Genomic DNA, 25,936 nt, shown 5'->3' on the forward strand with positions numbered 1-25,936 from the left:
GCGGTCAAGCCGGCGGTGACGTCCGCTGGCATCAGCCGTCCGAAGGTGTAGCAAGCTTGGCACTGATGTCCCCACGCTATCAATGATGGAGATTTCCATGTCTGCACTGACCACCCACGAACAGATCAAGGACCGCGCCTACACCCTCTGGGAGGCCGACGGCCGACCGGAAGGGCGAGATAAACATTACTGGGAGAGCGCCGAACGGCAGCTTTCCGAAGAGCTTGGCCTGGATCTTTCAGCCGAGCAGACCGAGGTAGAACAGCCACCGCTGGTGGCGGGGTTTCCAAGCCACTGATGCCCCAGCGCCGACCTAAACTGTTGTGTGAACCAACGTCCGCTGCCGACGTTTCTCAAGCTCCCGACCACGAGGAGATCCAACCATGGCAATCACGAGCCGTGTACGAGCCCAGGACTGGGCCAAGGTGAGCATTGCTGCAGCAATATTCTTGATGGGTGTTTCGTCGGGCACGTCTGCGCAAGATCGCACCATCGAGGGCAAAGCGGTCCCCGACGATCAGGTGGCGGCAGTCGAGAAACTCTGTGCTGAGTTGCAACTTCAGCAAGGTGCGACCGGCACGCAAGAGCCTGAGACCAGCATGGATCAGACCACGGAGGACAAGCTCAAATCCGATGCCGAGGTGGCGGGCGAGCTGGACCTGTCGTCCATCACGCTTGAGCAGTGCGTAACGGGTGGGTTTGTCCAACAGGGTACAAACACCAACCAGTAGCGCGGCAATTGCCCGCAAACTTGATCAAATGCAACCAACTCGACTCTGGTGGGTGCGGTAGTGTCTGTCGCGGGGGCCGACATGCACGAGAACCATTTTCGGGAATCGTTATTCGCCTCGACGTCGATCAAACCCTTTGCCACCCGCCTAAACAGTCTTCGTCTCGATTTTCTAGAAGTTCTCCGCACCCTCGGCGACACAAACCTCCACATCCTCCATCGGTCCCGCGCCGTAAGCCGGCTAGACGACTTGGAATCCCAGGCGGCAACCCTGCTCGAGGACTTCCTGAAGACGGCACCGTCAGAGGACCCAACGGGCAAATTTGGCGATTTCAAGCTTCGGCTTGAATCCTTCCTTGCGGAGTTTGCCGCTCAACGCGGGCTCGACTGAACAGTCGCCGCATGGCCTGCGGCGACCCCCGGCAGGAAAGTTCATTTCGGCCGTCAATATCAAATGACAATCTTCCGAGTAATTTGATCCGGAACGAAGCTCAAACGGCAAGGTTGGTTTGCCCTAGGGATGATCCTTAGCGGAGAAACAAAATGGCCAACCAGCAGAATTCAAGCGGCAACAAGTCATCGGGCAACGGCAACTCGTCCGGTAACGGAAACAAGTCTGGCAGCTCCCAGTCTAAAGGCTCCGGCAGCGAGAAATCGTCGTCCGGCACGCAGGGCGGCACCCGGGAGCAGCATGCCGAAGCCGGGCGCCAGAGCCACAAGAACGACAAGTAAACACCCCCCGGCCCGCTCCTTTTTAGGGGCGGGCCTTTCCTTGGGAGGACACCATGTCCAAGGCATACTCGGAGGACCGTTTCCCGTCCCCGCGGATTCCACCGAAGCTGAAGAATACTGCACGAACCCCGCCCGTGCATGAGAAGCTGCCACGCATGACGAAGGAAGCGATCTTCGATGAGGACCGCGAACGCTCGGCAACGTGGGGCGTGCATCAGCAGGACGAGCAGAACTAGCGGTGGGCATCGCTTCGTGCAGGGAGTGCCCTTGGTCCCCCAGCTTGCGACCCGCTACGACAAGAAGAGTCGTCGGGCTCTCCTGCTCAGCCGTCGCTGCCCTAACGCGTTTCGGAAGTCGTGAGGCTCTACGACCGCTCCCATCGGAACAACCGTGCGCATAAGGCGTTGCCCTCGTTATTCGACGGAGGTGATCGTGGCAGTTCGACCATACTGGAAAGGCTACCTGAAGCTGTCGTTGGTGACGTGCGCAGTGACGCTCTCGCCGGCGACCACAGAGGGCAACCGCGTTCGCTTCCACACTCTCAACCGCACCACCGGTGACCGGATCTACACCCGGTACGTCGACGCCGAGACCGGGCGGACGGTGGATGACGATCACCAGGTGAAGGCGTACGAGAAGGCCGAAGACGAGTTCGTCATCCTTGAAGATGAGGAACTGGACGCCGTGAAACTCGACAGCGTCCGCACCATCGACATCGACGAATTTGTCGAGGCCGATACCGTGGAGTGGACCTATTTCGACACGCCCTATTTCGTGGTGCCGGCCGACGAGGTCGGTGAAGAGGCTTTTTCCGTCATTCGCGAGGCGATGGCCGAACAGAACGTGGTGGGTATCTCTCGCCTCGTCCTCGGCAATCGCGAGCGCGCAGTGATGCTGCAGCCCTGGGATACCGGCATATTGCTCTGGACGCTCCGCTTCGGCGACGAAGTGCGGGATGAAGACGAGTATTTCGAGAAGGTCGACGAGGCAAAACCCGACAAGGAAATGCTCAGCATGGTAGAGAAGATCATCGAGGAGCGCACAGCCGCCTGGAACAAGGACATGGTCAAAGACCCCGTGCAGGCCAAGCTCAAAGAGATCATCAAGGCCAAGGAGTCGCCTAAGCGGAAATCGAAGCCTGCAAAGGCCGAGGCCGAGGCCGAGCCCGAAGCTCCCACCAATGTCATCAATCTCATGGCCGCTTTGAAGAAGAGCCTGGAGAACAGGCCCGGTCAGCAAGCCAAAGGCGGGCGCTAACCCGCCTTTCGCTGTGCGGGAGCAGTTTTCTTAGCTGGCGCAGCCTTGTTCGTTTTCGACTTGCTGGCAGAACGACGCGACGCCGACTCGCCCTTGGCGCCGGCGCTGAGCCGTAGCGCCTCAAGCAGGTCGTTCTTCTTCGTTGGCTTGGGAGGACGAAGTGGCACAATCTTCTTGCCGTTGATCTTGGCCTGCACCAGATCGGCCAGAGCCTCCTCGTAGCGATCGTCGAACTTGCTCGGGTCGAACTCGCCGGCCTTCGTCTTCAGAATATGCTTGGCCAGATCGAGCATTTCCGGCTCGATCTTGCTCTTCTTGATCCCTTTGAAGGCGTCGGACGCGGAACGGACCTCGTAGTCGAAGTTCAGCGTAGTTGCGATCAACCCGTCGTGGTGTGCACGGATCAGAACCGGCCTCAGCCGCCGGAACAACACGGCGTGCGCGATTGCAGCCGCCTTTCGCTCTCGCAACGCCTCGCGGATCAGGACGAAGGTTTCGTTCCCAATGTCGGTGGTCGGCAGCAGGTAATAGGGTTTGTCAAAGTAGGTGGGCTCGATTTTGTTGCAGGCAATGAATTGGTCGACCGTGAGAGCCTTGTCACTGTTCGGCACCGCGGCTGCGATCTCCTCGGGCTCGAGCACCACGTATTGGCCATCACCGGTCTCGTAGCCCTTCACCTGGTCCTCGTACTCGACCGGCTTGTCCGTTTTCTCATCGACATAGAGCCGCTTGAGGCGGTTTCCGGTGCTCCGATTGACCATGTGGGGCGAGATGCGCTCCGACTGCGACGCGGCTGCGTACATCGACACCGGGCACACGATCTCCGCGATCTTGATGGCACCCTTCCAGATTGCTCGAGCTGCCAATTTGCGCGACCTCCGTTGAGACCTCACAACGGTTGGAGAGCGAGCCTGTTCCCTCTCCGGAGCTGGGAGGAGCCGGCGGTCTGGCGCACACCCTTACCCCGCCCTTCTCTATCCCTGCCGACCGATGGACAGCTGGGGCTATAGGCGCGGGAGGGATCATTGAGGGTGCCGGCGGCGCCGGCGGCTTTGACTGTGTAAGCCGGACCCGGCTGGGAGGGACAGCGGGGCCCGGCGGCACACAGGCCCGAGGCCAGGGAGGGGCAACCTCAGGCCAGATTTCCAACCTCAGGAATGCGATTTGGTTCCGACGCTGTCGGCCCTCGACAACGACGGAACCTGCTGACCCTACGGAAGTTTGAGGCTGCAACGGGAGCCTCAAAATGTACGAAGAAAACTCGTCACCCTCGCGCGTCATGAGTCCGCTGATCACTCGGCGGAAACTGGCAAGGGAGAGGGTTGCACCTTACCTGCCTGACCTGAAGCGCTGGCGGAGCAAGTCGCTGCAGTTGCGCGCCATGCACAACTCTCGCCATCAAACGGCTGACGCACTGGCTGCCGGCGAAATGCAGTTGGCCGCTTTGCGAAGAGAGATGGAAATGACCCGTCAGGCGTTCATTCTTGAGATGGATGACATCCGTGAAATGCCTGCTGTCGTCGACTATCTTGCGGCCCTCGACAACCTAATACAGGGCTGAGGGACTGGAGCTTAGCCGCCAAACAGGTGGGTAAGGTTGCCGACCAGATAGATACCGGCTGCGATGAGCGCGACGGTCACAAGCCACGCGACGATCATCCATCCAATGCCGTACCGCCCCCTAAGCACGATGCTCCTTCCCAGGCCGGATCATCGGCCGTCTGCCATGGCCCATGCATCGAACTGCACCATACCGCCCTTTTCCTTATCTGCAACAGTTCGTGTTCAAACGCGGAGGGCAAGATTGCAACCAAGCTTCTCGTGCCACGTATTCCGTGACTGGTGGAGGCTATCATGCGGTATTACTTCGACATTTTCGATGGCGCGGGCTGGGCCCGAGACGACGTTGGCGTGGAATGCACTAGCGACCGAAGGGCCCGTCACCAGGCGGTGCTGGCACTGACCGAGCTTGCCCGTGAATTGCTGCCGTCCGATGGCCCGTCGAAAGAGCTCATCATCCGGGTGAGGCACGGCAACGACGCAGCCTTCTCAGTTCGGCTGGCCTTCGATACATCGGCGGGACCGGCACTGGCCGATCCCTCACTTGTCGCCTGAACAAGATCAGCTTCTCAAGGGCCAGTGCCCGGTCAACAGGGCATAGATCACCCCGCCCGCCAGGGTTGCGCCTATAGCCACAGCGCCAATTTCCGCCCACCGGGGCAGCCCCTTCTTGAACAGTAGCGGTGCATAAATGGCGAGAGCCAGCAGTAGTGTCGCGACAGCGACATGGACCAGCAACTGATAGGCAGCGACCACTCCCACCTCCCCATTCCGCGTCATAAACCGCGCGCTTGTGCGGCGGTTCCCGTCCGAGGCTGCGGGAACTGCAATTTCGCTGACGCTCGCACTCAGTCGGACGTCAGACAGTGTCTGGTAGTGTCGGCAAACTGCACCGATACGCCGCGTCACGGTGCAGGAAATAAGACCAGTCGGCGCCCCCTATGGTGTGCCGCCCATTGGGGTGGCGCCGACACCTCCCAAGAGGTGCAAAATGGCAAGCGCATTGATTTCCGCGGGTACCTTCCCATCAGTCGTCGCCATCTGCGGAACGATGACGGTCATCGGGATCGGTTTCGCAGCAGATACGGCCGCGAAGGTTGCGGCGGCCACGTCAGTGAAGACCATCCGGAAGCCCAGTTGCATCTCCCGCTTGCCTGACATGCGCGCCGAAGATCTGAATATCGCCAGATCGGTGCCGGTGGCGTCGCGAGTCCCCAAAACGCCAGGTCCGCTGGCCGCGCTGCCGGCGCCGACCTTTACCCACATATTGTCAGTGGCATCCCTCAGAGCCCCTTCGGGCCATCGTAGCGCGGTAGGCGCGCGCTCAAGTATCGGGCACAGTCCCGACCGCTTCCGGCCCCTTGGTCCGGGAGCCAGATCCGACGGGCATCGCTGCATACAGGATGCCTGTCGGGTCGCCACTAGCGGAATGGGTGTCATCGGGCAAACCGCTGCGCCTAGCCTTGGCCGATGACGCTCAGGTGCCGGTGGGTCCGCCGCAAACGCCACCGGCACTTCTACGTGCCTGAGGTTGGGCACACCGACTGCATTGATGCGCGCGGCTCGCTGTTCCAGCCGGCGCACCAAGTAGGGCATGAAGATAGAAGAAGATCCGCTTGCCGATCGCTCCGTGGTCAACTGGTCTAGATTCACCACACGAACTTCGTTCGCGACACTGGGGCCGGGGCCGGCCATTGCTGCTCGTCAATAGGTTTGCATCACCCGGTTGTAGACTTCCAGAGCCTCGGGTCCATCGAGGATTTCGAGCAGGAGGTCCAACAGTTCATCGCGGCTGATGCCGCTGCCGGCAGGCAGCGCTGCCTTCACGACGGCGACGGATTTCGCCACCACAGTCTCGGCTTTGGTATGGCGGGTGAACTGCAGCATGATCGCCATCTCAGTTATCCTCAATGCTGTGGAGTTCTCGCAGGCGCACCTTGAGCGGCTCGGGCAGATCGAGCTTGGCAATCAGTTCCATCGCTACTTGCTGCTGCGACGGTGGTTGAGTTTCCGATTGGGCCTTGGCCCACGCGAGGGCGCCGCCGAGCGTAAAGCGCACGCTGGGGGCTGGTGGCTTGTGAGGAAATTTCGGCATGAACACGCCTCGCACTTAATGAGCGAAGTCAACCTGTCCAGGCCCCCTCGGTTCCCAAACTAACGGTCGTGCCACCAGCACTTCTCCCACGGCGGCAGTAATATTCTGCTCAGCCGAAATAATCCCAACGCGTGGCTGCCCGGGACACGGCATTAGCTTCGCAGGTGATCGAACCTAACGACATCCAGCCATGAAGGGACGGATCCCGAATGGGAGGCGCAGTGGGGTCCGGCGCTCAGTCGGCCAGGGGTCAGGCGACGTCCCCCCGGCCTTTGTCTCAATCTCGGTCCGCACCGATGGCTCCACAATGCCGGCCCTTCGCTTGACCGCTCGGGGCAATCAAAGCCACCGCCCCGTTCTCTCCGGTATCGCCGATATGTCATTTGTAAATGTCCGGCCTCGATGACCCGGCTAGGATACTTGCAAGCCGGACGAGCAGGCGCCTCACCGGTACCTTTGATCTCGCTGCTTCCGGGCGTTCTGGCAAAGCGCGTCGAGCCTGCCGTTCCATCATCGGGTGGATGGTCCTCATGCGTTTACAAAGTGACATGATCCCTCACTCGCCTCCTTCCACGGCGCTCGTCGTGGAGACGAACTACCTGATTGCCTCGGTGATTGAGGCCCCACTGCTCAGCGCCGGCTACCAGGTGGCGATTGCTGCCGACCCTGACGAAGCGTTCGCGCTGCTCGATACCCGCGACATCGGTCTGGCACTGATCGACTTCCGCCTGCAGCACGGCGAGCCGGAAGGACTGGTTGCCTTGCTGCGACAACGGGGCATCCCCTTCATTTTCTGCACCGCGGCGAGTGTCGAGGAGGTATTCGAGCACTTCCCCAACACGCGGGTGATGCTGAAGCCCTTCAGCGATCAGGAACTGCTCACGGCGGTCGCCGCCCTGGTGTCCGACCGCGGCTCGTCTGTAGGCGCCTGAGCTTCAATTCGACGGAGAGATCCCCATGCAAAGCTACGACACGACGCGCCAACGCAACGCCCAGATCAGCGTGCTGGAGCAGCGGCGGGCCAACGACACGCTGAGGCCGTTCATCGGCGCCCTGCAAGGCTGGAACGCCAAGGCAGCGCGCCTCCGCGCCCTGGTGGACTCGTTCTACAGCAGTGAAGAGGACCGGGCTCTGGCTCGCCTCGAAAGCGGCGCGCTGCTCGCCGAGATCCGGCGGCGCCATACCGAACTGCATGCCGCGATCAAGGGCGAGCCGCCGCACAGCCGGCTCGACGATGCCGATGCGGCGTTTCGGCGGCTGATCGACCAGTTGCAGATCGTATCGGCTCGCGGCCCGTCCGAGCCTCCACCCACGCAAGCGGCGACATGGGGTGTCCATCAGCAGGATGAGCAAAACTGAAGCCAGTCCGCGTCGCCGACGCCATGATGACGCTGCTGTTCTGGATTCTGGTGCTGGCGGCGGTCGTGACTCCGGTCGCTCTGCTGCTGGGCTGGCGCTAGCGAACCGGTGATGGAACCCATCCGAAAGCTGCTGCGAACGAGTGCTGCCGCCACCCAGCGGGCACGCCGAATAAGCCTTCTCCGAGCGGAACTGCCAGCTTGCTTCGAAGTTAAGTCGTCGCGGCGGACAAGACCTCATTAAAGAAGGATGCGCTGTGATGAAACTTCTTCCACTCTTCGGCTCGGCCCTCCTCATCGGGCTGCTATCGACCGGCGCCATAGCGGCCGAGGCCGTCAGTGGCGCCAATGTCCGTTCGGGGCCCGGAGCTTCGTTTGGCGTCGTCGACACGCTGGCGGCGGGCGAAAGCGTCACGGTGACCGAGTGCGCGGCGAATGGCTGGTGCCGGATCGACCATTCAGGCCCGGATGGCTGGGTCTCGGCCAAGCTGCTCGCCGACAACGGCAACGCCGACGACTACTACAATGCAGCCGATGGCGGTGTAGAGGTTGCCAGAAACTTCGACGATGACGACGGATATCCGCGACTCATCGGCCGCGCGCCCGACGTCAACGTGCGGTTCGGGTTTGGCTTTGGCAACGGCCTGTTTGGCTTCCGCGACGGTTTTATGATGGGCCGCCCCGGCCGCGATCGTGGTGACGTAGTCTGCCTTGTCACTTTCTTCAGCCGCGACGACGTGGCTGCCGGCCGGGATGCCGATGTGCAGCGCGCCCAGATCCTGTCACGCCGCGTTGCCGAGCGAAACGACGGCCCGAACGACCGCCGGGCCATCTTCGAGTACGGCTCGGAGCGCGAGACGATCCGAACCTGCCGCTATCTCGACCGCCTGAACTAACTGCAATGGTTGGCGCCGCTAGCGGGCGCTATCCCTAAAACTCCCGGGACCCCTTCCGGGAGCCAAGATCCGGCGGGCATTGCTGCATGTCAGGATGCACGCCGGGTCGCTCCATTCCATCAGTGAGGCACCTCCATGGTCACGCAGCTTCCGCCGATCTGGGTTAAGCCGAATGGCAAGTCCGGCGTGCTGGTGGCTCTGCGGGAGGTCAACCTGTGGCGCCAGCGCGAGAGGGCCTTTCGGTCGAGACAGGCGACAGCAGCGGCTGCCTATGCCCGACGGCAGCAGAGTTGGTGGATGGCCGAAGCACGGCTATCGACGCTGCTGTCCCGCCGCCACCCACCTATGCACGCTGCCGCTTCGCCGCTACCTGTCATAAACCAGGCGGCTCATACTGGTGCGTGAGGCTCCAATCGAAGAGTTTTCGCCGCGCAGGGAACCGACGCTTGCCCACGGCATTATCTGCTTATCCGCACCACGCGGACGATGAGCCCATCCCCCTGGATTCATCATGCCACGGCGATACGCCCCTATCGTTGTGCACCAAAGGGATCTCGGCCCGCAAAGGTCGGGGTCCCTTTCATTGGTGGGCAACCAAAGCCCTCGCCGTAAGTTCCTACCGACCGACATTGTTGTCGGCGGGCGGGCTGGATGAACAATTCTCACAATTTCGATGCATCACTCACCGACGATGGGCGCTATCGCCTGCTGGTCGAGGCGATCAGCGACTATGCGATTTACATGCTCGACCCCACCGGGATCGTGGCCAACTGGAACGCCGGGGCGCAACGCTTCAAGGGCTATCGGCCCAGCGAAATCATCGGCAGGAACTTCGAAATCTTCTACACCGACACGGATCGGGCCGTCGGCCGGCCGGAGATCAACCTGCGCCGCGCTGCGGAAGTGGGCCGCTTCGAAGATGAGGGATGGCGTGTCCGCAAGGATGGCAGCCAGTTCTGGGCGCATGTCGTCATCGACCGCATCCTCGATCCCGACGGCAACCTTGTCGGCTTTGCCAAGATCACCCGCGACCTGACCGAACGCCACCAGGCCCAGCAGGAACTCGAACGCGCCCGCGAGGCGCTGTTCCAATCGCAGAAGATCGAGTCGATCGGCCAGCTGACCGGCGGCGTGGCGCACGATTTCAACAACCTGCTGATGGCGATCATCGGCAGCCTCGAAATCGTCCAGCGCCGGATGAATGCCGACCCCAACATAAGCCCGTTCATCGACAACGCCCTGAAGGGGGCGCGCCGCGGCGCCGTGCTGACCCAGCGCATGCTGGCCTTCGCCCGCCGGCAGGAACTCAAGATGGGGGCGGTTAACCTCAAGACAACAGTCGAGGGCATGAGCGACCTGCTGGAGCGCTCGCTGGGGCCGGCCATCCTGATCCGCACCGAGGTTCCCGAGAACCTGCCGGCGGTACGCACCGATATCTCGCAGCTGGAGGCGGCGATCCTCAATCTGGTGGTGAACGCGCGCGATGCCATGCCCGATGGCGGCACAGTGCGCATCACCGCCCTCCACAAGGCAAGTGACCGCCCGGGAAATTACGTCGTCTTCAGCGTGGCCGACGAGGGCGAGGGGATGGATGCCGATACCCTCGCCAAGGCGACCGAACCGTTCTTTACCACCAAGGGGATCGGCAAAGGGACCGGCCTCGGGCTTTCGATGGTGCATGGCCTCGCCCAGCAATCGGGTGGTTATCTCGAACTGCAGAGCGAGCCTGGTAGCGGCACCACCGCCTCGATCTGGCTGCCGGTGACGGAGGCCGAGGCCGACACTGCGGTCGCCCCTCCGGCCTCTCGCCCCATGGATGGTCGGCAGGTCCTGCGCGTCCTCGCAGTAGATGACGATGCGCTGGTACTGATGAACACCATGGCAATGCTGCAGGAGCTTGGCCATGAGGTGGTGGAGGCTCATTCGGGCCGCGAGGCCCTCGAGGCGCTGGAGCGGCAAACGGTGGACCTGCTGATCACCGACCAGGGCATGCCGAAAATGACCGGCGCGGAATTGGCCCAGAAGGTGCAGGCCGCCTGGCCGCATATCCCCATCCTTGTTGCCACCGGCTATGCCGAACTCAGCGACAGCGCGGCGCGCGACCTGCCTCGGCTTTCCAAGCCGTTCAGTCAGCAGGATCTCGCTGCGGCCATCGCCAGCACATTAGGCGCAGCCGCCCTCGCCAGGCCGGCGGTGGCAGTGACCGCCGAGCCAAGCGTTCTCGCTACCTGAACCGCGCTGGTATGCGGCCGACAACATGCGCCTAACCCTTGGGCCGGGCCGCCGGCGGCCAGTCGGTCGGTCGAGCCTTGGCAGGCTTGCTGAGATCGCTGATGTCGGGCGAGGCTTGCCCTTCGGGTTTCGCAGCGGGTTTGGGCGAGCGCTTGGGAAGCTTTGCCACGGGTGATCCTCTGAGGTGCGAAGGTAACCCACCTGTGCGAGGCAAGTTCCGACGACATGTCTTTTCTTAATGCGCCGGGACGCCGATGGCCCTAGGGTCCATTGACCGGTCGAGCCGGTGCCCTCAGGGCACCACTAGTCTTGCTGCAACCGGGCGTCCTGGCGAAGCGCATCGAGCCTGCCGATCCACCACCGGGTGGATGGGTCCTCCTGCGTATGGCGCGCATACATGACACACCAATTACCCGGCCTGACGGCCATGGTCGTCGAGACCAACTATCTCATCGCCTCGGTCATCGAGGCGCCGCTGCTTGGTGCGGGCTACCGGGTGACCATTGCCACCGATATCGACGAGGCGTTCGCGCTTCTGGCGGAGCAGCGGATTCACCTGGCGGTGATCGATTTCCGCCTGCAGCACGCCGAGCCGGAGGGCCTGGTGGCAAGGCTCAGGCAAGAGGGCATCCCCTTCGTCTTCTGTACCGCCGCCAGCGTCGAGGAGGTGTGCGAGCACTTTCCCGATGCCAGGGTCATGCCCAAACCCTTCAGCGACCAGGACCTCCTCGCCGCCGTGGCGGGGCTGGTTCCCGCAACGAGCGCCTACCAGGCCGACTGACTTCAAGGCCTCTCGACGGAGAACCATCCATGCCGGCTACCGACACAATGCAGCACCGGAACGCCCAGACCAGCGTGCTGGAGAGAAGGCGCGCCGATGGCACGCTCAAACCGTTTATCGGGGACCTGCAGCGCTGGAACGGCAAGGCGGCGCGGCTCCGCGGCCTCGCCGAGTCATTCTATAGCACGCAGGAAGATCGGGACCTCGCGCGGCTCGAGGCCGGCGCCCTGCTCGCCGAGATCCGTCGCCGGCACAGCGAATTCCGCGCGGCGATCAAGGGCGAGCCCGAGCATAGCCGTCTGCTCGACGTCGACGCCGCCTTTCGGAGGATGATCGACCAGCTCGAGGCAACCGCGAGAAAGGGTCCCGCAGTGGGGCAACGCTCAGCGACCTGAGGCGGAACGAACCCCCGCAACCGACGTTTGGACCTGAGGTTCAACGCCAGCAAGAGCGGGAAGCCCTTACAATTGGTCGCCGCATCCGTTGGGTGCGGCGAGTGTTTTTTCGATTGCAGCATTTCCCCGAAAGGACCTGAAATGAGCAAGGACAAGCCGAAGCCGAGGCCGGAACCAATCGAGAGTGGCGCGGGCAAGCAAATGGACGACAATATCGACGATCTGGGCCGGCGCCCCGACGGCTCCAAACAGGAACAGCCCGGGCTCACCAAGCCCGCGAAGGACTGAACGTCGAGGCACCGGCATCGCTGGCCTCGACTAGCGCCGCAGTTTCTCGAGATGCAGGTAAGTCGGGTCGAACTGGCCCAGCTCGCGCAATTGCGGCCAGTCGAAGATCTCGACCACGCCGTCTTCCCATTCGAGCGCCCCGGTTCGCCGCAGCCGCTGCAGCGTGCGGTTGGTGTGGACGATCGATAGCCCCAAGGCATCGCCGAACTGCGCCTGGGTCAGCGGAAACGGATAGCTCTGGGCGTTCGCAAGGCCCGCCATCTGGGCTCGTACGAACTGCTCGCAGAACAGGTGCGCCATCTGTTCGTCGGCGGTGAGCCGGCCCTTGGTCACCATCCACTGGCGGTGGATGGCGCCGTCGAGCAGCGTCAGCAGCCACAGTACCCGCGTCAGGTGCGGATAGTTCTCGGTGATGTGCATGAGCTGCTGGTGCGGAAACGTCACCACCTCGCATGGCGTGATGGCGGTGACCGAGTGGTCCATCAGCTGCAGCGGGAACGAGTGGAGGTCGACAAAATCCCCGGCGATATGAAGGCCGGTGATCTGCCGCCCGCCGTCCTCGACGGTCGAATAGCGCGCCGTCATGCCCTTGACCACCAGCGTGCTAAAGCCGGGGCGATCACCCTGCGTGACAATATCCTTGCCCGCCGCGAAGCGCCGCGACGCACCGGCGGCCGCGAGAATGGCGTTGTGCTCTTCGTCGGTCAGATCGTCCCTGACCGACACCATGGAAAAGAACGGGTTGAAGGCGTCTGGGTCTATCTGGGCCATGCTAGTCCTGGTCTGGGGTTTGGCCGCTCGTCACTTGCAACTCGTAATCGAGCGACACGTCGAACTGCGGCCCCTCGGCGGTGCGCACGTGAATGGAGAGCTTCCGCTCGTCGCCATTGGACGGCAGGTCATCTCGCGCCATCTCGGTCAGGGCAAGCGTCGCCTGCAGCCTGGCGGCGGCAGGATCGGGGAGGTCTATGCCGGTGTCGTCAGGCGAAAGGTCGTCCCCGTCGCGTACGTCGAAGAAGTAGATCATGCCAAACTCGCGTGAAGCCCACCTGGCTGGTGTGCGAGACAAACGGGGTCGGCTGGCATGCGTTCCGTCGCCCACGCTGCAATAGATTCAATGGACGATGGATCAGGTGGGGCCCCGGGCACGTTGAGCTTGTCACAGCGAGGCGTGCCAATGATCACCTTAACCCCCTACCCCGATCGCACCTGGTGGCATCGCGGCAAACCCTATTCCCGGCTGGAACTGATCGGCGATGCGGTGATCCACGGGATCGGGCTGCTTGTCGCCTTGGGGCTCGGCGGCCTTCTCGTCGCCAGCAGCGGCATCGAGACCGCCCCGGCGCTCGGCGTCTATGTCGCCTCGCTGCTGCTGGTGCTCAGCATCTCCCTCGCTTTCAACCTGGCGCCGGTCGCGCCGCTGAAGCGGCTCCTCGCCCGTTTCGACCAGGCTGCCATCTTCCTCCTCATCGCCGGCACTTACACGCCGCTCCTCGCTTTGCTCGGCGACACCCCTGCGGGCACGGTGATGCTGATTGCGGTATGGAGCGCGGCGCTGATCGGCATTGCGCTGAAGCTGATCGTGCCGCAGCACTTCGGTCGGCTGGCGCTGCTGCTCTATCTGGGCATCGGCTGGAGCGGTGTGCTGATCTTCCAGTCGCTGGCCAGCGTTTTGCCCGCGAGCACGCTGCTGCTGATCATCGCCGGGGGCGTTGCCTATTGCTCCGGCATCATCTTCCACCTGTGGGAGCGTCTGCATTTCCACAACGTGATCTGGCACTGCTTCGTGGTGCTGGGCGCCAGCATCCACCTGTGGGCGGTGCTCGATTGCATGGTGCTGCAGCGGCTTTAGCGCGGCGGCGCGGCAAGCAACTGGCGCATCGACGCCATAACTGCGGCGTGCTGGTAGGGCTTGCCGAAGAACACGCTACCATCGGGCATTTCGTTGATCTCGACCATCCGATGTCCCGAGGTGACGATGATCTGTACCGGTGGAAAGCGCTTCCTGACCGCGGCGGCCAGCTTCAGGCCATCCATGCTGCCGGGCATGTCGATATCGGTGAACATGATGCGCACGCTCGGCTCGGCATTGAGCACGACGATAGCCTGGTCGGCATTGGCGGCCTCGAAGACGAAAAACCCTTCGCGCTCCAGCTGATCGGCAATATCCATGCGGATCAGCGCTTCGTCTTCGACTACCAGCACTGAAACAGCATGTGTCACGACATCACCTCAAGGGTAAGTCAGCATCAACTCCCAGCGGCCCCGATCGATCCTTCACGGGACGTAACTCGTGAACACAATGACTCGCGCCGGGCCGTGATCCTTTCGGCTCCCGCCGCGTTAAGGCTGCGGCGGCCAGTCCGCGCGCCCAGTCGGAGCCTCGATTGACCGTTATCGTTCGCAATCACGTCGTTACCGCCGGTGCGGGCCTGAAGCCGATGATCTTTGCGCATGGGTTCGGTTGCGACCAGAACATGTGGCGCTTCGTGGCCCCCGCCTTCGAGGCCGACCATCTCACCGTGCTGTTCGATCATGTCGGCGCCGGCAAGTCCGACCTGTCGGCCTATGATGCCGGCAAGTATTCCACACTCGAGGGTTATGCCGACGACCTCGTGGAAATCGGCCGGGCCCTCGGCGTCGGGGGCGGCGTGTTCGTCGGCCACTCGGTCAGCGCCATGATCGGCGTCCTCGCCTCGCTCAAGGCGCCCGAGATGTTCGAGAGCCTGGTGCTGGTCGGCCCCTCGCCGCGCTACATCGATGCCGAAGGCTATCATGGCGGCTTCACCGCCCAGCAGATCGAGGAGCTGCTGGCCTCGCTCGCCGACAACCATATGGGCTGGTCGGCGGCAATGGCCCCCGCGATCATGGGCAATGCCGATCGCCCGGAACTGGGGGAGGAGCTGACCAACAGCTTCTGCCGCACCGATCCGGCGATCGCCCGGCAGTTCGCCCGCACCACGTTCACCGCCGATAACCGCGCCGACCTCGCAAAGGTGACCGCCCGCACGCTGATCCTGCAATGCAGCGATGATATCATCGCGTCAGAGGCAGTGGGCGCCTATGTGCGCGACAATATTCCCGGGAGCGAAATGAAGATCCTGCAAGCGACTGGCCACTGCCCCAATCTCAGCGCGCCCGCCGAAGTGATTGCGGCGATCCGGGATTTCATCTGAACGATGCCAGGGCCGGCTGCCGAAGACCTCGAAGATCTCTACGAGAATGCCCCGTGCGGCTATCTCTCGCTCGGCCGCGACGGGCGGATCGTCAAATCCAACCAGACCCTGTCGCGCTGGCTCGGCATCGCGCCCGACGCGCTTGTCGGCAAGCGCCTGCGCGACCTGCTCAGCACTGCCGGCCAGATCTTTTATGAAACCCATTTCGCGCCGCTGCTGCGCATGCAGGGGTATTTTGACGAGGTGGCGCTCGACCTGATCCGCGCCGATGGCACGCCGCTGCATGTCCTCGCCAATGCCGCCGAGCGCCGCGATTCCGAAGGCGAACTGCTGTTCACCCGGGTGACGGTGTTTCGGGCCACCGAGCGGCGCCGCTATGAGCGCGAGCTGGTCGACGCCACCGAGACCGCACAGGCCGAAACCCGGCTGTCGAAAGGCCTGCTGCTGGCCGAGCACGAGGCGGCCGAGCTGCGCGAGCAGTTCATCGCCGTGCTCGGGCACGACCTGCGCAACCCGCTGGCCGCCATCGACGGCGGCACGAACCTGTTGATGCGCGAACCGCAGAGCGAGAAATCGCAGCGGGTCATCGGACTGATCCGTGGCAGCGTGCTGCGGATGAGCGGGCTGATCGACAATGTGATGGATTTTGCCCGCGGCCGGCTGGGTGGCGGGCTGCAGCTCAACCGCAGCCTGAAGCCGCTGCTGCCGACCCTGGCGCAAGTGGTGGGAGAACTGAGGACCAGCTATCCGGAGCGCGAGATCGAGCTGCATCTCGATGCTGCCGCGGAGGTTGAGGCCGACCACGCCCGGCTGGCGCAGATGTTCTCGAACCTGTTGGCCAATGCCATCACTCATGGGGCGGCCGATCAGCCGGTACGGGTCGATGCCGTGCTGCGCGCCGGCGAACTCGAGCTTTCGGTGGCCAATGCCGGCCCGCCAATCCCGCCCGAAGCGATGGCTCAGCTGTTCCAGCCATTCTATCGCTCCAACCCAAACTCGCGGGTACAGGGCCTGGGGCTGGGGCTCTACATCGCCTCGCAGATTGCCCAGGCGCATGGCGGGCGGATCGACGTGACGTCGGATGCAACCGAGACGCGCTTCACCTTCCGCATGCCGCAGGCCTGAAGGCGGGGCTGGTGCCGGGCACCAGCCCCGCCGAATGCGTTACGCCGCCTTGAGGTTGGCGTTGCCGATCGCCACCTTGGACAGTTTCTTGTCCGTCGCGATCTCTTCCTGCAGCGTTGCATCGAGCAGGGCCACGGCATCCTTCATGCCGAGCGTCGACGCCCAGCTCTTGAGCGTGCCGTAGCGGGCGATCTCATAATGCTCGACTGCCTGCGCCGCCGAGACTAACCCGGCATCGAGCGCCATCGTGCCCTTGAAATCTTCCATGATCGACTTGCCTTCCTCGAGAATACCGAGAATGGCGTCGCAGGTCTTGCCGCGGGCCGGCTTGCCGATCAGCTCGAACACCTGCTCGAGCCGTTCGACATGGCCCTCGGTCTCCTGCAGATGCTGCTCGAAACCGGCCTTGAGCTCGGGCGAGACCGCCGCCTTGGCCATCTTGGGCAGCGCTTTCACGATCTGCTTTTCGGCGTAGTAGATGTCCTTGAGCGTATCGAGGAACAGGTCGTCCAGGGTCTTTTCTTCGGTGGCCATTTTGGCTCTCCAAGCGGTGGTGGTGAAAACGTGATGGGTGCGAACGGACGAGATGTGCAGCCCGACTGCCGTTCGCTGGTCGAGCAGGCAGGCCGGACAGACAAGCTGGCTTACAGAGCCTCGCCCGCCCGACCTGCGGTTCGGCAAATCCCCGCCCGCTAATGCAGCTCGGGGGTGCCGTTGACGCTGTCGCTCACGGCCTTGACGGTTTCGTCGTAGACCTTGGCCGCGCCATCCTTGCCTTTCTCGTAGAGGTCGGCGACACGGGTCTTGCCCTCCTCGTAGACCTCCGAAGCGACATCGATGGCCTTGCCCCTGACCTCATCGGCCAGTTCGCCCACGGCCTTGTCTTCCTGCTCGGTATGCGGCAGCGCAGCGCCGAGGGCGGCGCCCGCGGCAAAGGCCAGCGCCCCCGCGACCAGCGGCTGGTTGTGGAATGAATCCATCACCACCTTGGTGGCGCGATCGGTCTGGTGCTGAGCGCTGCTGCCCACATGCCGGGCCTGCTGCTGCACACTGTCGAACATATCGCCGACCTGGTGACGGAGGTCCTGCCAGGCATGGGAGGCCCAACCTGCCGCCTCGTCGATGCGGTTGCCGGCTTCGTCCTGGAAATCCTGCAGCCGGTGGCCGGCCTCATCGAGAAAGCCGCCGAACTTCTTGCCCGCTTCGTCGACGAACTCGCCGGCCCGGTGACCCAGCTCGTTGGATTCGGCCTTGAAGCGCCTGCCGCCGGCATCTTCGAACTCGCTGAACCACTTGCCGGACTCGTCGGCCGCGTGGTTCACCCGGCGCAGGCCACCCGAGACGGTGGCATAGGGGTAATCGGAGCGGTAGCGGCTGGGCTGCGGCGCCGGGTTTGGCGCCGAGAGTTTCGGGCCCTGTCCGCTCATCAGCCAGACGAGGCTGATGCCCAGAAGCGCCGCCGGCAGCGGGTTATTGGAAACCGTGTGGCCGAGATTGGCGGCAAAATGCTGGCCACCATCCTTGCTGTAACTCAGCAGCTCATCCACCAGTTGGCCGGGGGACAGCCGGTCCTTGATCTCGCCGATCCGGTCTTCGACACGCTGGCGCTGCTGTTCGACTTCGCGCTCCAGCTGGGCAGAGTCTTTTCCGTAGCTGCTCATCACAGGCTCTCCTTAACGACCTCGGCATCGCGCGCGAGGGAATGGGTGGTGCGGTCGAGCTCGAAAGTGGTGGCCTTCCAGGCTTCGAGGCTCTTCGAAATGAAGCTCCAGGCGATGATGCCGACGACGCCGGCCACCACGATGGAGGCAATGAAGCCCGCGGCCTGCTCCGACATGCCGATGGCGACGAGGCCCCAGGAGAGCCCGATCACCAGTGCCGACAAAAAGACGCCGACGGCGCCGATGGCGAGGACTCCACCAATGGCGAGGCCCTTGGAGGCGGCGAGCACATCACCGAGCTTTTCGGACGCCTCGGTCTTGGCCAACTGGATTTCCTTGCGGAACAGCCCGGAAATGTCGCCGGCCAAGCCGCCGAGCAGGTCGGTCAGGGTGTGCGGGCGCTCAGTATCCGCCATTTCGGCCTCCCTCGTTAAAGACCGAGGTCGAGGGGTTCGAACCCGATTGCATCGAGCCCTGCCCCGGGCCTGAGCGGCCGGAAGCGTAGTTCGAGCTGTTGCCCGAACCGTAGGTCGAGCTGTAGGCCGACCCCGAAGGGCTAGCCGCTGCATCGGGCTTGCGCGAAGCGGAGGCGAGGACGAAGCGAGAGGCGACAAAGCCAAGCAGGGCAGCGGCGCCCATGAAGGCAACCGGTTGCTTCCGCCCGAAATCCTGGGCGATGCCGATGATCTGGTCGACATCGTTGTCGCGCACCGTCGAGGTCAGCTTTTCGGCGCCGTCGGCCAGCATGCGGACATAGCGGCTGCCGGCCTCGCCACTGCTGTCGAGCTCTCCGGCTACCTTCTGCAGGGCGCCGCTGACGCCGCCCAGCTGGGCAACGAGCAGGTCCTTCTGATCTGCGGCCATGCCCTTGGCCTTTTCGGTGGCACCCTCGAGCTGTGTCATGGCCTCGTCGCCGATGGCTGCGGCCTGCTGCTTGACCTCCTCGCCGAGATGGCTGAGGTCGCTCTGGGCGGTTTCGGTGAGCGCGGCGGCATCGGACCGGGTGCGGTCGGGGCTGAGGTCGGTGTCGGTGGGGTAATCGGGGGCCATTTGTGCTGCTCCTATGAACTCCACGAGAGCGCTCGTAAGGCGGCGCTCCTCGGTGGCTGCTGACAATTCAACTTGGCGAAGGGGACATCGTTCCGGCGCAGCCCCAACTCAATTTCGCCACTGCGACGGAACGATCGCGCGCGAGCCACGCTAAGCTTGAAAGGCGCGCGATCCGCGGGCCAAGGAGCACCCATGGCCCGAACTACCAAGTCGACGATTACCTATGGCGACCAGCCCGTCAGGCGCGGCGCAGGCGGCGAAACCCACCAGCGCGCCGAGGAGGGCTATGACGTTCTCACCACACAGCAGGGGATGCCCGTTGCCGATGACCAGAACACCCTGAAGCAGGGCGCGCGCGGCCCCACCCTGATCGAGGACGCGCATTTTCGCGAGAAGATCTTCCACTTCGATCACGAACGCATCCCCGAGCGCGTGGTGCACGCTCGCGGCTACGGTGCACATGGGTTCTTCGAGACCTACAAGCCGCTGCCCGAGTTGACACGCGCCGACCTGTTCCAGCGCGCCGGCGAGAAGACGCCGGTTTTCGTGCGCTTCTCCACCGTCGCCGGCAACAAGGGCTCGTTCGACCTGGCGCGGGACGTGCGTGGCTTTGCCGTCAAGTTCTACACCCAGGAGGGCAACTGGGATCTGGTGGGCAACAATATCCCGGTGTTCTTCATCCAGGATGCGATCAAGTTTCCCGACATCATCCATTCGGTGAAAGACGAGCCCGACAAGGCGTTTCCGCAGGCGGCGAGCGCCCACGACAACTTCTGGGACTTCATCTCGCTCACCCCTGAATCGATGCACATGATCATGTGGGTGATGTCCGACCGGGCCATTCCCCGCTCGTTCCGCTTCATGGAAGGCTTTGGCGTCCACACCTTCCGGCTGGTCAATGCCAAGGGGAAATCCACCTTCGTGAAATTCCACTGGAAGCCCAAGCTGGGGATACAGTCGGTGGTGTGGAACGAGGCGGTGAAGATCAACGGCGCCGACCCCGATTTCCACCGCCGCGACCTGTGGAACGCCATCCAGGCTGGCGATTTCCCCGAGTGGGAACTGTGCCTGCAGACCTTCGATCAGAAGTTCGCCGACAGCTTCGATTTCGACGTGCTCGACCCCACCAAGCTGATCCCCGAAGAATTGCTGCCGGCGACGCCGGTTGGCCGGTTGGTGCTCGACCGCATGCCCGACAACTTCTTCGCCGAGACCGAGCAGGTGGCGTTCATGACGCAGAACATCGTGCCGGGCATCGATTTCTCCAACGACCCGCTGCTGCAGGGCCGCAACTTCTCCTACCTCGATACCCAGCTGAAGCGGCTGGGCGGGCCCAACTTCACCCACCTGCCGATCAACGCGCCGAAATGCCCGTTCCACAATTTCCAGCAGGATGGCCACATGGCTTTCCACAACCCCAAGGGACGCGCCAATTACGAGCCCAATTCCTGGGGCACGGAAATCGGCGGGCCGCGCGAAACCGCGGCCGGCTTCGAGAGCTTTGCCGAGGAAGCCGAGGGGCCCAAGCAACGCCTCAGGCCCGAGAGCTTTGCCGATCACTACAGCCAGGCCCGGCAGTTCTTCATCAGCCAGTCGCTGATCGAGCAGCGCCATATCGGCGATGCCCTGGTGTTCGAGCTGAGCAAGGTCGAAGTGCCGGCCATCCGCGAGCGCGTCGTCTCACATCTCCTCAACATCGATGAGGGTCTGGCGCAGACGGTCGCCGACGGCCTCGGCCTCAAGGCGCTGCCGGCCGCCGCGTCTCCCGCTGTGACCCCGCGTCCTGACCTGCCTGCATCGGACGCGCTGTCGATCCTCAAGAACCCGCCGGCCACCTTCAAAGGCCGGAAACTCGGCGTGCTGATTACCGACGGCGTCGATGCCGCGCTGCTCGATGCTTTGCAGGCCGCCGTGACGGCGGCAGGCGGCACGATGGAGCTCATCGCCCCCAGCGTGGCGGGGATCACCGCCAAGGACGGCACGATGCTCGCGGCGCACCACAAGATCGATGGCGGCCCCTCCGTGCTGTTCGACGCCGTGGCGGTGCTGCCCGGCGACGAAGGGGTGCTGTCGCTGCTGAAACTCCCGGCGGCCCGCGATTTCGTCGCCGACGCCTACGCCCACTACAAGTTCATCGGCTTCGTCGAAGCGGCAAACAAGCTCTTCGCCAAGACCGGGCTGCCCGACGATCTCGACGACGGATTCACCGATCTCGCCAGCACCGACGCCGCAGCGTTCATAAAGACCTGCACGGCCCTGCGCTTCTGGGATCGCCCGGATGGGGCGTGAGCACGGCCCGGGTCAATCTCTGATGACAGGCCGAACAAGCATTGGCGGGAACGAAGCGAGCTCGAGCAGGTTTTCCAGCCAGGACACAGCGAGACGCCCGTCACCATCACATGACAGGCGCATACCGACGCGTCGCTCGTGACCGATCGAAACTACATCGCCGAACGGAGCCACCCCAACACGTGCCCTTCATCATTTATGCAACTGAAGATGGCTCTTCGGCGGGGTGTGATCCACTTTTGATCTGCTCCCATACGCACAGTGTAATCCCTCCGCATCCTGCGGGTAAAGAATGGCGCTGGTTGGTGACGTCGAGCGAGGAGCCACGTAACGCCCTTGTTGGCCGCAGGCTGCTTCGCAGTCTTCTGCGCGATGGGTACGTCATTGTGCCGCTGCCGCTGGAATCGGTGCTGCGCATACGCAGCAGGGCTGTAGTTGAAGGCCTGCCGGCCTTGCAGTAGCGGCACCACAGCCGGAACGCATCCCCGCAAGTCTCGTTGAGAAAGGCTGTCACTCTCAGGATCGGACCCGGGTCATGCGCGCATTTTTCGTATTGCTGCTGGGCTTGCTCGCCAGCACCGCCCAGGGCCAGGAGGCGTGGACGGTGTATCGGAACGCAGCGTGTGGTTACGCTGTAGAGTATCCCGCGGCGGGCTTCGACATCACAGAAACCGATACCGGCCTCACGCTGATCGAGCAGGATGCCGCAGGCCAGATCGATATCTATTGCGCCACCAATGCCGAACGCCGATCGCCCGCCGGGTTCGAGCAGGTGCTCGCCGGTGCGGAGCGCATCCGCGAGATCACGTACAGCAGAAACGGTCGCTCCTGGCTGGCGGTGTCGGGCTATTACCAGGCTGATCAGGCAAGGGGCGATGACCTGATCTTTTACGCCAAGTTCATGTTCTCGCCCGACCTCTCGCAGCTTTCTGCCTTCGAGGCTAGCTATCCGGCCGGCGAGCGACAGCGCTTCGACGCAATTGTCGAACGGATGGAGGACAGCCTCACCGCCCCGCGAGCGGCGGACTAACCCGAAAGGTCGGAGACTCCTCTGAGCTTGCGCTACCGGCCGCGAAGGCGCGTCCACGCCCCTCAGAACATCTCCAGCCCAAGCTTAATAATCGCCACCCAAATAACTGCACTGAAGGCTATGCATCCAAGCCAGGTCCAGGCCTTCTGCGTCAGCTGCAGTTGTGGCCGTGGCGGGTCACTCAAGGCGTAGCGATTTAGCGGTCTACTAGGTGTTGCCATGCCACCCGTATAGCCGGCCTGGCGTCGTGCAAGCGTTATTCACTTCGGCGTGATTCCGAGGTTCGGTCGAAGGGCAGCCATATTTCCCATGGCCAGCCGTTGCTTGACCGTTCCTTGGCTGACCTTATCAACGCAGAGTGAACTGGGCGGTCGGGCGCCGCGTCACTGCAGCTGCAGTCAATGCTCAGGGGCCGAAAGCGAAGGAGCTGCACCAGGGGTTGCTCGTGAGTCTCCCCCCCTTCGCTGCAACCTCGTCCACAACCGGGTGGCTAGGCCATCCCCAGCTTCGCTCGCACCTTTCCCGCCAGGGCCCGCGTCTCTTCGGGGTGCAGCAGCGACTGCAGGCCGAGAAACACCAGCCCGCCGGCAACCCCGCCCGCCGCCAGCTTGAACAGCGGCCAGCTGTCGCCGAGGAGCGCGCTGGCGATCCAGGCGGCAAGGCCGGTGGCAGCGGCCACGGCGACGGAAATCCCCAGATCCCTATAGGGGATCGGCACCGGGGTGAGGCGGTGGCTCACCGCCCAGGCGGCGATGAGCCCGACCAGCGTGCCGCCGGCGAGCGCCAGCGCCGCGCCGATTTCGGCATAGGCGGGGATCAGCAGCAGCGACAGCGCGATGGTCGCCGCCGAACCAGGCGCCAGCGCCACCATCTGCAGCCAGGGCTTCTTGTGGGCGTGAAAGACGTTCTCGAACACGAAGCTGGTGAAGTTGGCGAAGAGCACGCTGGGCGCGATGATCGGGAACAGCGCGCCGAGGTTCTGGTGGTAGTCGGCCGGCAGCAGCAGGCCGCCGATTTCAGTCGAGAGCGCCACCAGCATGGCGACCACCGGGAAGGTGAGCCGCCCCATCAGCGCCATCTGATGCGTGAGGAACCGCCCGGCGGCGGCCGAGCCCTCGGTATCGAACTTGCTGACGAACTCGGGGAAAGCCCCCATGTTGATGGCGTTGGAAATGGTATCTATCGGCTGTCGCGCCAGTGCATAGACCGCAGCGAACACTGCTACGGCGCCGGCATCGTAATAGAGCTTGAGCAGCACGCGTTCGGCGCTGTTGAGCCCGAAGCTGATGGTGGCGACCGCGATCAGCGGGATACCGAGCGCGAACAGCTCGCGATGAGTAAAGCGCGACGGGCCGATGACGACGCGGCGGCTGGCCAGCGCCAGCGCGACGCTGCCGGCGATCAGCACGGCGAGGCTCGAGGCCAGCGACACCGCGAGGAACGAGCCGTGGATCATGAGGATCGCCGCGATCGGCAGCGCCAGCTGCAGCACCGCGCGGAAAAACTCGAGCAGCGAATAGGCGGTGTGCCGCTGCTGCATCTGCAACAGGGTGAGCGCGAAGCGGCCAAGGGCGCCGACGGCGAGATAGGTGCCCACCGCCAGGGCGAACTCGACCCAGCGCTCGGGTGCCACCAGCACTGAGCCGGCGACCGACACCACGAGCCCCAGCAGCGTCGTGACCACCAGCACCCGCGCCGCGAGCTTCACGCTGCCATTGCTGATCTCGCCCTTGCCGCCGAGCCGCAGCAGCGCGATGCGCAGCCAGCTGCTGACCGCGGAATCTGTGAGCTCGCCCACCGTGACGACGAGGGTCAGAAGGCCATACTCGGTCTGGTCGATCAGCCGCGTCGCGATGACCAGCATCAGCAGCGCCGAGAGGCGCGTCAGCAGGATCGCCGGGGTATAGAGCAGGGTCGAGCGGAGCAGCAAGGGTGGTCACCTTCCCCTATTGGGGATGTTCTTCACTTTCGCTTAACCCTTTCGGCTCCGACCCGACAGCGCTTTAGCGGATGGTGGTGAACGGCGGCAATTGTATCGAATTCGATGGTTTCGCCGGCCGCTCCGGCGCATCGCCCCGCCCCTCACCACCCCGCCGTAAACCTTGACCCGAGCCTTTGCTTCCCCCCGCTCCCGGCGGGCGCTATGGCTCGCTCATGCTGCAGCGGAACACACAGACCAAACCCCTCGACGTCCTGGTCGCCACCCCCTCGGGCGGCACCGGCCAGGGTGGCATCGACCGGGTGATGGGCGGCCTCCGCGCCGAGCTCGAGCGGCAAGGCACTGCCGGCCTCAAGGTGCACTTCGGCGCCACCCGCGGCCCCGGCCACATAGCACTCTCGCCATTCTACCTCGGCGGCTTCCTGCTGCGCATGCTTGGCTTGAAGGCCATGGGCAGGCTCGACGTGCTCCATATCAATCTCGCCAGCGCCGGCAGCACCTATCGCAAACTGCAGATTGCCCGGCTCGCCCGGCTGCTCTCCATCCCCTATGTGCTGCATCTGCATGGCGCTGAATATCGGGAGTTCTGGAAAGACGATCAGAGCCGCCTGAGCCGGGACATCCGGACAATGTTCGAAGGCGCCGCGCACACCATGGTGCTCGGCCAGGTCTGGCGCGATTTCGTCGCCGCGCGGGCGCCGCGGGCCGCCGATCGCATCGTCATCGTGCCCAACGCCACGGCGCAGCCAGCCCTGCCGCATGTGGGGGGCGGCGAACGGGTGCACATCCTGTTTCTGGGCCGCATCGGCGACCGCAAGGGCGTGCCGCAGCTGGGCGACGCCCTGGCGCGGATGCAGCACCTCGAGAGCTGGCGCGCCACCATCGGCGGCGACGGCCATGTCGAGGCGGCGCGCAGCAAGGCGGCCGAGCTGGGCCTCACCGACCGCGTCGATCTCCCCGGCTGGGTCGGCCCGCAACGCGTCGCCGAACTGATCGCTTCGGCCGATATCATGGTGCTGCCCTCGTTTGCCGAGAACCTGCCGATGTCGATCATCGAAGCCATGGCGTCCGGCCTCGCCGTGGTGGCGACGCCGGTCGGCGCGGTATCCGATATCGTCATCGACGAGGAAACCGGCCTATTGGTGCCGGTGGGCGATGTCGATGCCCTGACCACGGCGCTGACCCGGCTGGTCGAGGACAAGCCGCTGCGTGATCGGCTGGGCGCTGCGGCCTTGCAGCTGCACCGCGAAAAGCTCGATCTCACCCCCTATGCCCGGGCCGTGGGCGAGGTGTGGATAAGCGCCGCGCGTTAACACTAAGGTAACCTTTTGGTTCCCAGTTT

Annotated in this window: 33 protein-coding genes; 21 read left to right on the forward strand and 12 right to left on the reverse strand. The window is 63.7% G+C overall.

Annotated elements, in window-relative coordinates:
• Positions 1–97: 97 nt before the first annotated feature.
• The 6 genes from ASC89_RS22015 to ASC89_RS22035 all read left to right on the forward strand — a co-directional run bounded on the left by ASC89_RS22015 (position 98) and on the right by ASC89_RS22035 (position 2,719).
• Positions 98–298: a DUF2934 domain-containing protein gene (locus ASC89_RS22015; RefSeq protein WP_055883984.1), complete on the forward strand. Its 201-nt coding sequence runs from the start codon at positions 98–100 to the stop codon at positions 296–298.
• Between the two features lie 85 nt (positions 299–383).
• Positions 384–731, forward strand: a complete 348-nt coding sequence (locus ASC89_RS22020) for a hypothetical protein (protein WP_056001769.1) — start codon at positions 384–386, stop codon at positions 729–731.
• An 81-nt stretch (positions 732–812) separates the two neighbouring features.
• The gene (locus ASC89_RS22025; RefSeq protein ID WP_156384719.1) at positions 813–1,121 is read left to right on the forward strand and encodes a hypothetical protein; all 309 of its coding nucleotides are present in this window, start codon (positions 813–815) and stop codon (positions 1,119–1,121) included.
• Positions 1,122–1,273: 152 nt separating this feature from the next.
• A complete protein-coding gene (locus tag ASC89_RS22030) occupies positions 1,274–1,462 on the forward strand; it encodes a hypothetical protein (protein WP_056001775.1) in 189 nt (62 codons plus the stop codon).
• 53 nt (positions 1,463–1,515) lie between these two features.
• Entirely contained in the window at positions 1,516–1,698 is a 183-nt protein-coding gene (locus ASC89_RS28565; protein WP_156384720.1) for a hypothetical protein, read from the forward strand.
• 196 nt (positions 1,699–1,894) lie between these two features.
• Positions 1,895–2,719: a Ku protein gene (locus ASC89_RS22035; RefSeq protein WP_055883996.1), complete on the forward strand. Its 825-nt coding sequence runs from the start codon at positions 1,895–1,897 to the stop codon at positions 2,717–2,719.
• On the opposite strand, the gene ASC89_RS22040 is transcribed toward ASC89_RS22035, so the two are convergent.
• Positions 2,716–3,585 carry a Ku protein gene (locus ASC89_RS22040; RefSeq protein ID WP_056001777.1) on the reverse strand — a complete coding sequence of 290 codons (870 nt, stop codon included), beginning with the start codon at positions 3,583–3,585 and terminating at the stop codon, positions 2,716–2,718. The genes ASC89_RS22035 and ASC89_RS22040 overlap by 4 nt on opposite strands.
• A gap of 380 nt (positions 3,586–3,965) precedes the next feature.
• Here ASC89_RS22040 and ASC89_RS22045 point away from each other — a divergent pair, with 380 nt between their 5' ends.
• Together ASC89_RS22045 and ASC89_RS22050 are read left to right on the forward strand one after the other, a co-directional pair.
• A complete protein-coding gene (locus ASC89_RS22045) occupies positions 3,966–4,280 on the forward strand; it encodes a hypothetical protein (protein WP_056001780.1) in 315 nt (104 codons plus the stop codon).
• Between the two features lie 293 nt (positions 4,281–4,573).
• The gene (locus tag ASC89_RS22050; RefSeq protein ID WP_056001784.1) at positions 4,574–4,834 is read left to right on the forward strand and encodes a DUF6894 family protein; all 261 of its coding nucleotides are present in this window, start codon (positions 4,574–4,576) and stop codon (positions 4,832–4,834) included.
• A gap of 384 nt (positions 4,835–5,218) precedes the next feature.
• Here the strand turns inward: ASC89_RS22050 and ASC89_RS22060 are convergent, their stop codons facing one another.
• The 3 genes from ASC89_RS22060 to ASC89_RS28570 form a co-directional block, all read right to left on the reverse strand.
• A complete protein-coding gene (locus tag ASC89_RS22060) occupies positions 5,219–5,545 on the reverse strand; it encodes a hypothetical protein (RefSeq protein WP_056001790.1) in 327 nt (108 codons plus the stop codon).
• A 438-nt stretch (positions 5,546–5,983) separates the two neighbouring features.
• Positions 5,984–6,175 carry a hypothetical protein gene (locus ASC89_RS22065; RefSeq protein ID WP_055884015.1) on the reverse strand — a complete coding sequence of 64 codons (192 nt, stop codon included), beginning with the start codon at positions 6,173–6,175 and terminating at the stop codon, positions 5,984–5,986.
• A 1-nt stretch (position 6,176) separates the two neighbouring features.
• Positions 6,177–6,374 (reverse strand): hypothetical protein, encoded by a 198-nt coding sequence (locus tag ASC89_RS28570; RefSeq protein WP_156384721.1) that lies wholly within the window; start codon positions 6,372–6,374, stop codon positions 6,177–6,179.
• A gap of 530 nt (positions 6,375–6,904) precedes the next feature.
• On the opposite strand from ASC89_RS28570, the gene ASC89_RS28265 reads away from it, so the two are divergent.
• The 7 genes from ASC89_RS28265 (at position 6,905) to ASC89_RS28575 (ending at position 12,324) form a co-directional block, all read left to right on the forward strand.
• Complete coding sequence (locus ASC89_RS28265) at positions 6,905–7,306, forward strand: response regulator (protein ID WP_162247983.1); 402 nt, start codon at positions 6,905–6,907, stop codon at positions 7,304–7,306.
• Between the two features lie 25 nt (positions 7,307–7,331).
• Entirely contained in the window at positions 7,332–7,733 is a 402-nt protein-coding gene (locus ASC89_RS22075) for a hypothetical protein (protein ID WP_056001796.1), read from the forward strand.
• Between the two features lie 259 nt (positions 7,734–7,992).
• A complete protein-coding gene (locus tag ASC89_RS22080; RefSeq protein ID WP_056001799.1) occupies positions 7,993–8,628 on the forward strand; it encodes an SH3 domain-containing protein in 636 nt (211 codons plus the stop codon).
• Positions 8,629–9,279: 651 nt separating this feature from the next.
• Positions 9,280–10,860 carry a PAS domain-containing sensor histidine kinase gene (locus ASC89_RS22085; protein ID WP_056001803.1) on the forward strand — a complete coding sequence of 527 codons (1,581 nt, stop codon included), beginning with the start codon at positions 9,280–9,282 and terminating at the stop codon, positions 10,858–10,860.
• Between the two features lie 397 nt (positions 10,861–11,257).
• Positions 11,258–11,641, forward strand: a complete 384-nt coding sequence (locus ASC89_RS22090; protein WP_082533520.1) for a response regulator — start codon at positions 11,258–11,260, stop codon at positions 11,639–11,641.
• Between the two features lie 29 nt (positions 11,642–11,670).
• The gene (locus ASC89_RS22095) at positions 11,671–12,036 is read left to right on the forward strand and encodes a hypothetical protein (protein ID WP_055884033.1); all 366 of its coding nucleotides are present in this window, start codon (positions 11,671–11,673) and stop codon (positions 12,034–12,036) included.
• A 141-nt stretch (positions 12,037–12,177) separates the two neighbouring features.
• The gene (locus ASC89_RS28575; RefSeq protein WP_156384722.1) at positions 12,178–12,324 is read left to right on the forward strand and encodes a hypothetical protein; all 147 of its coding nucleotides are present in this window, start codon (positions 12,178–12,180) and stop codon (positions 12,322–12,324) included.
• Between the two features lie 30 nt (positions 12,325–12,354).
• Here the strand turns inward: ASC89_RS28575 and ASC89_RS22100 are convergent, their stop codons facing one another.
• On the reverse strand, positions 12,355–13,095 hold the full coding sequence (locus ASC89_RS22100; RefSeq protein WP_244488513.1) for a Crp/Fnr family transcriptional regulator: 741 nt from the start codon (positions 13,093–13,095) through the stop codon (positions 12,355–12,357).
• A 1-nt stretch (position 13,096) separates the two neighbouring features.
• Positions 13,097–13,351, reverse strand: coding sequence for a DUF6894 family protein (locus ASC89_RS22105; RefSeq protein ID WP_056001808.1), 255 nt, complete (start codon positions 13,349–13,351; stop codon positions 13,097–13,099).
• A gap of 150 nt (positions 13,352–13,501) precedes the next feature.
• Between ASC89_RS22105 and ASC89_RS22110 the strand changes: the two genes are divergently transcribed.
• Complete coding sequence (locus ASC89_RS22110; RefSeq protein WP_056001811.1) at positions 13,502–14,176, forward strand: hemolysin III family protein; 675 nt, start codon at positions 13,502–13,504, stop codon at positions 14,174–14,176.
• Here ASC89_RS22110 and ASC89_RS22115 read toward each other — a convergent pair.
• A complete protein-coding gene (locus ASC89_RS22115; protein ID WP_055884042.1) occupies positions 14,173–14,547 on the reverse strand; it encodes a response regulator transcription factor in 375 nt (124 codons plus the stop codon). The genes ASC89_RS22110 and ASC89_RS22115 overlap by 4 nt on opposite strands.
• A gap of 164 nt (positions 14,548–14,711) precedes the next feature.
• Between ASC89_RS22115 and ASC89_RS22120 the strand changes: the two genes are divergently transcribed.
• Positions 14,712–15,500, forward strand: a complete 789-nt coding sequence (locus tag ASC89_RS22120) for an alpha/beta fold hydrolase (protein WP_056001814.1) — start codon at positions 14,712–14,714, stop codon at positions 15,498–15,500.
• Positions 15,501–15,503: 3 nt separating this feature from the next.
• Positions 15,504–16,625, forward strand: a complete 1,122-nt coding sequence (locus tag ASC89_RS22125; protein WP_055884047.1) for a PAS domain-containing sensor histidine kinase — start codon at positions 15,504–15,506, stop codon at positions 16,623–16,625.
• 39 nt (positions 16,626–16,664) lie between these two features.
• Here ASC89_RS22125 and ASC89_RS22130 read toward each other — a convergent pair whose 3' ends face one another.
• The 4 genes from ASC89_RS22130 to ASC89_RS22145 form a co-directional block, all read right to left on the reverse strand.
• Positions 16,665–17,159: a ferritin-like domain-containing protein gene (locus ASC89_RS22130; protein WP_055884050.1), complete on the reverse strand. Its 495-nt coding sequence runs from the start codon at positions 17,157–17,159 to the stop codon at positions 16,665–16,667.
• 158 nt (positions 17,160–17,317) lie between these two features.
• On the reverse strand, positions 17,318–18,286 hold the full coding sequence (locus ASC89_RS22135; protein ID WP_056001817.1) for a DUF3618 domain-containing protein: 969 nt from the start codon (positions 18,284–18,286) through the stop codon (positions 17,318–17,320).
• Complete coding sequence (locus ASC89_RS22140; protein WP_055884055.1) at positions 18,286–18,702, reverse strand: phage holin family protein; 417 nt, start codon at positions 18,700–18,702, stop codon at positions 18,286–18,288. Before ASC89_RS22140 ends, ASC89_RS22135 begins: the two co-directional genes overlap by 1 nt.
• On the reverse strand, positions 18,689–19,336 hold the full coding sequence (locus ASC89_RS22145) for a hypothetical protein (protein ID WP_055884058.1): 648 nt from the start codon (positions 19,334–19,336) through the stop codon (positions 18,689–18,691). Before ASC89_RS22145 ends, ASC89_RS22140 begins: the two co-directional genes overlap by 14 nt.
• Before the next feature lie 192 nt (positions 19,337–19,528).
• Here ASC89_RS22145 and ASC89_RS22150 point away from each other — a divergent pair, with 192 nt between their 5' ends.
• Together ASC89_RS22150 and ASC89_RS22155 are read left to right on the forward strand one after the other, a co-directional pair.
• Positions 19,529–21,625, forward strand: coding sequence for a catalase (locus ASC89_RS22150; RefSeq protein WP_055884061.1), 2,097 nt, complete (start codon positions 19,529–19,531; stop codon positions 21,623–21,625).
• Positions 21,626–22,160: 535 nt separating this feature from the next.
• Positions 22,161–22,655, forward strand: coding sequence for a hypothetical protein (locus tag ASC89_RS22155; protein WP_056001819.1), 495 nt, complete (start codon positions 22,161–22,163; stop codon positions 22,653–22,655).
• A gap of 490 nt (positions 22,656–23,145) precedes the next feature.
• On the opposite strand, the gene ASC89_RS22160 is transcribed toward ASC89_RS22155, so the two are convergent.
• Complete coding sequence (locus ASC89_RS22160; protein ID WP_056001824.1) at positions 23,146–24,585, reverse strand: lipopolysaccharide biosynthesis protein; 1,440 nt, start codon at positions 24,583–24,585, stop codon at positions 23,146–23,148.
• Positions 24,586–24,809: 224 nt separating this feature from the next.
• Between ASC89_RS22160 and ASC89_RS22165 the strand changes: the two genes are divergently transcribed.
• Positions 24,810–25,907: a glycosyltransferase family 4 protein gene (locus ASC89_RS22165; RefSeq protein WP_082528371.1), complete on the forward strand. Its 1,098-nt coding sequence runs from the start codon at positions 24,810–24,812 to the stop codon at positions 25,905–25,907.
• The last annotated feature ends 29 nt before the right edge of the window (positions 25,908–25,936 follow it).

Origin of the sequence: Devosia sp. Root413D1 (assembly GCF_001425235.1) — a bacterium.
Taxonomy (GTDB): domain Bacteria; phylum Pseudomonadota; class Alphaproteobacteria; order Rhizobiales; family Devosiaceae; genus Devosia_A.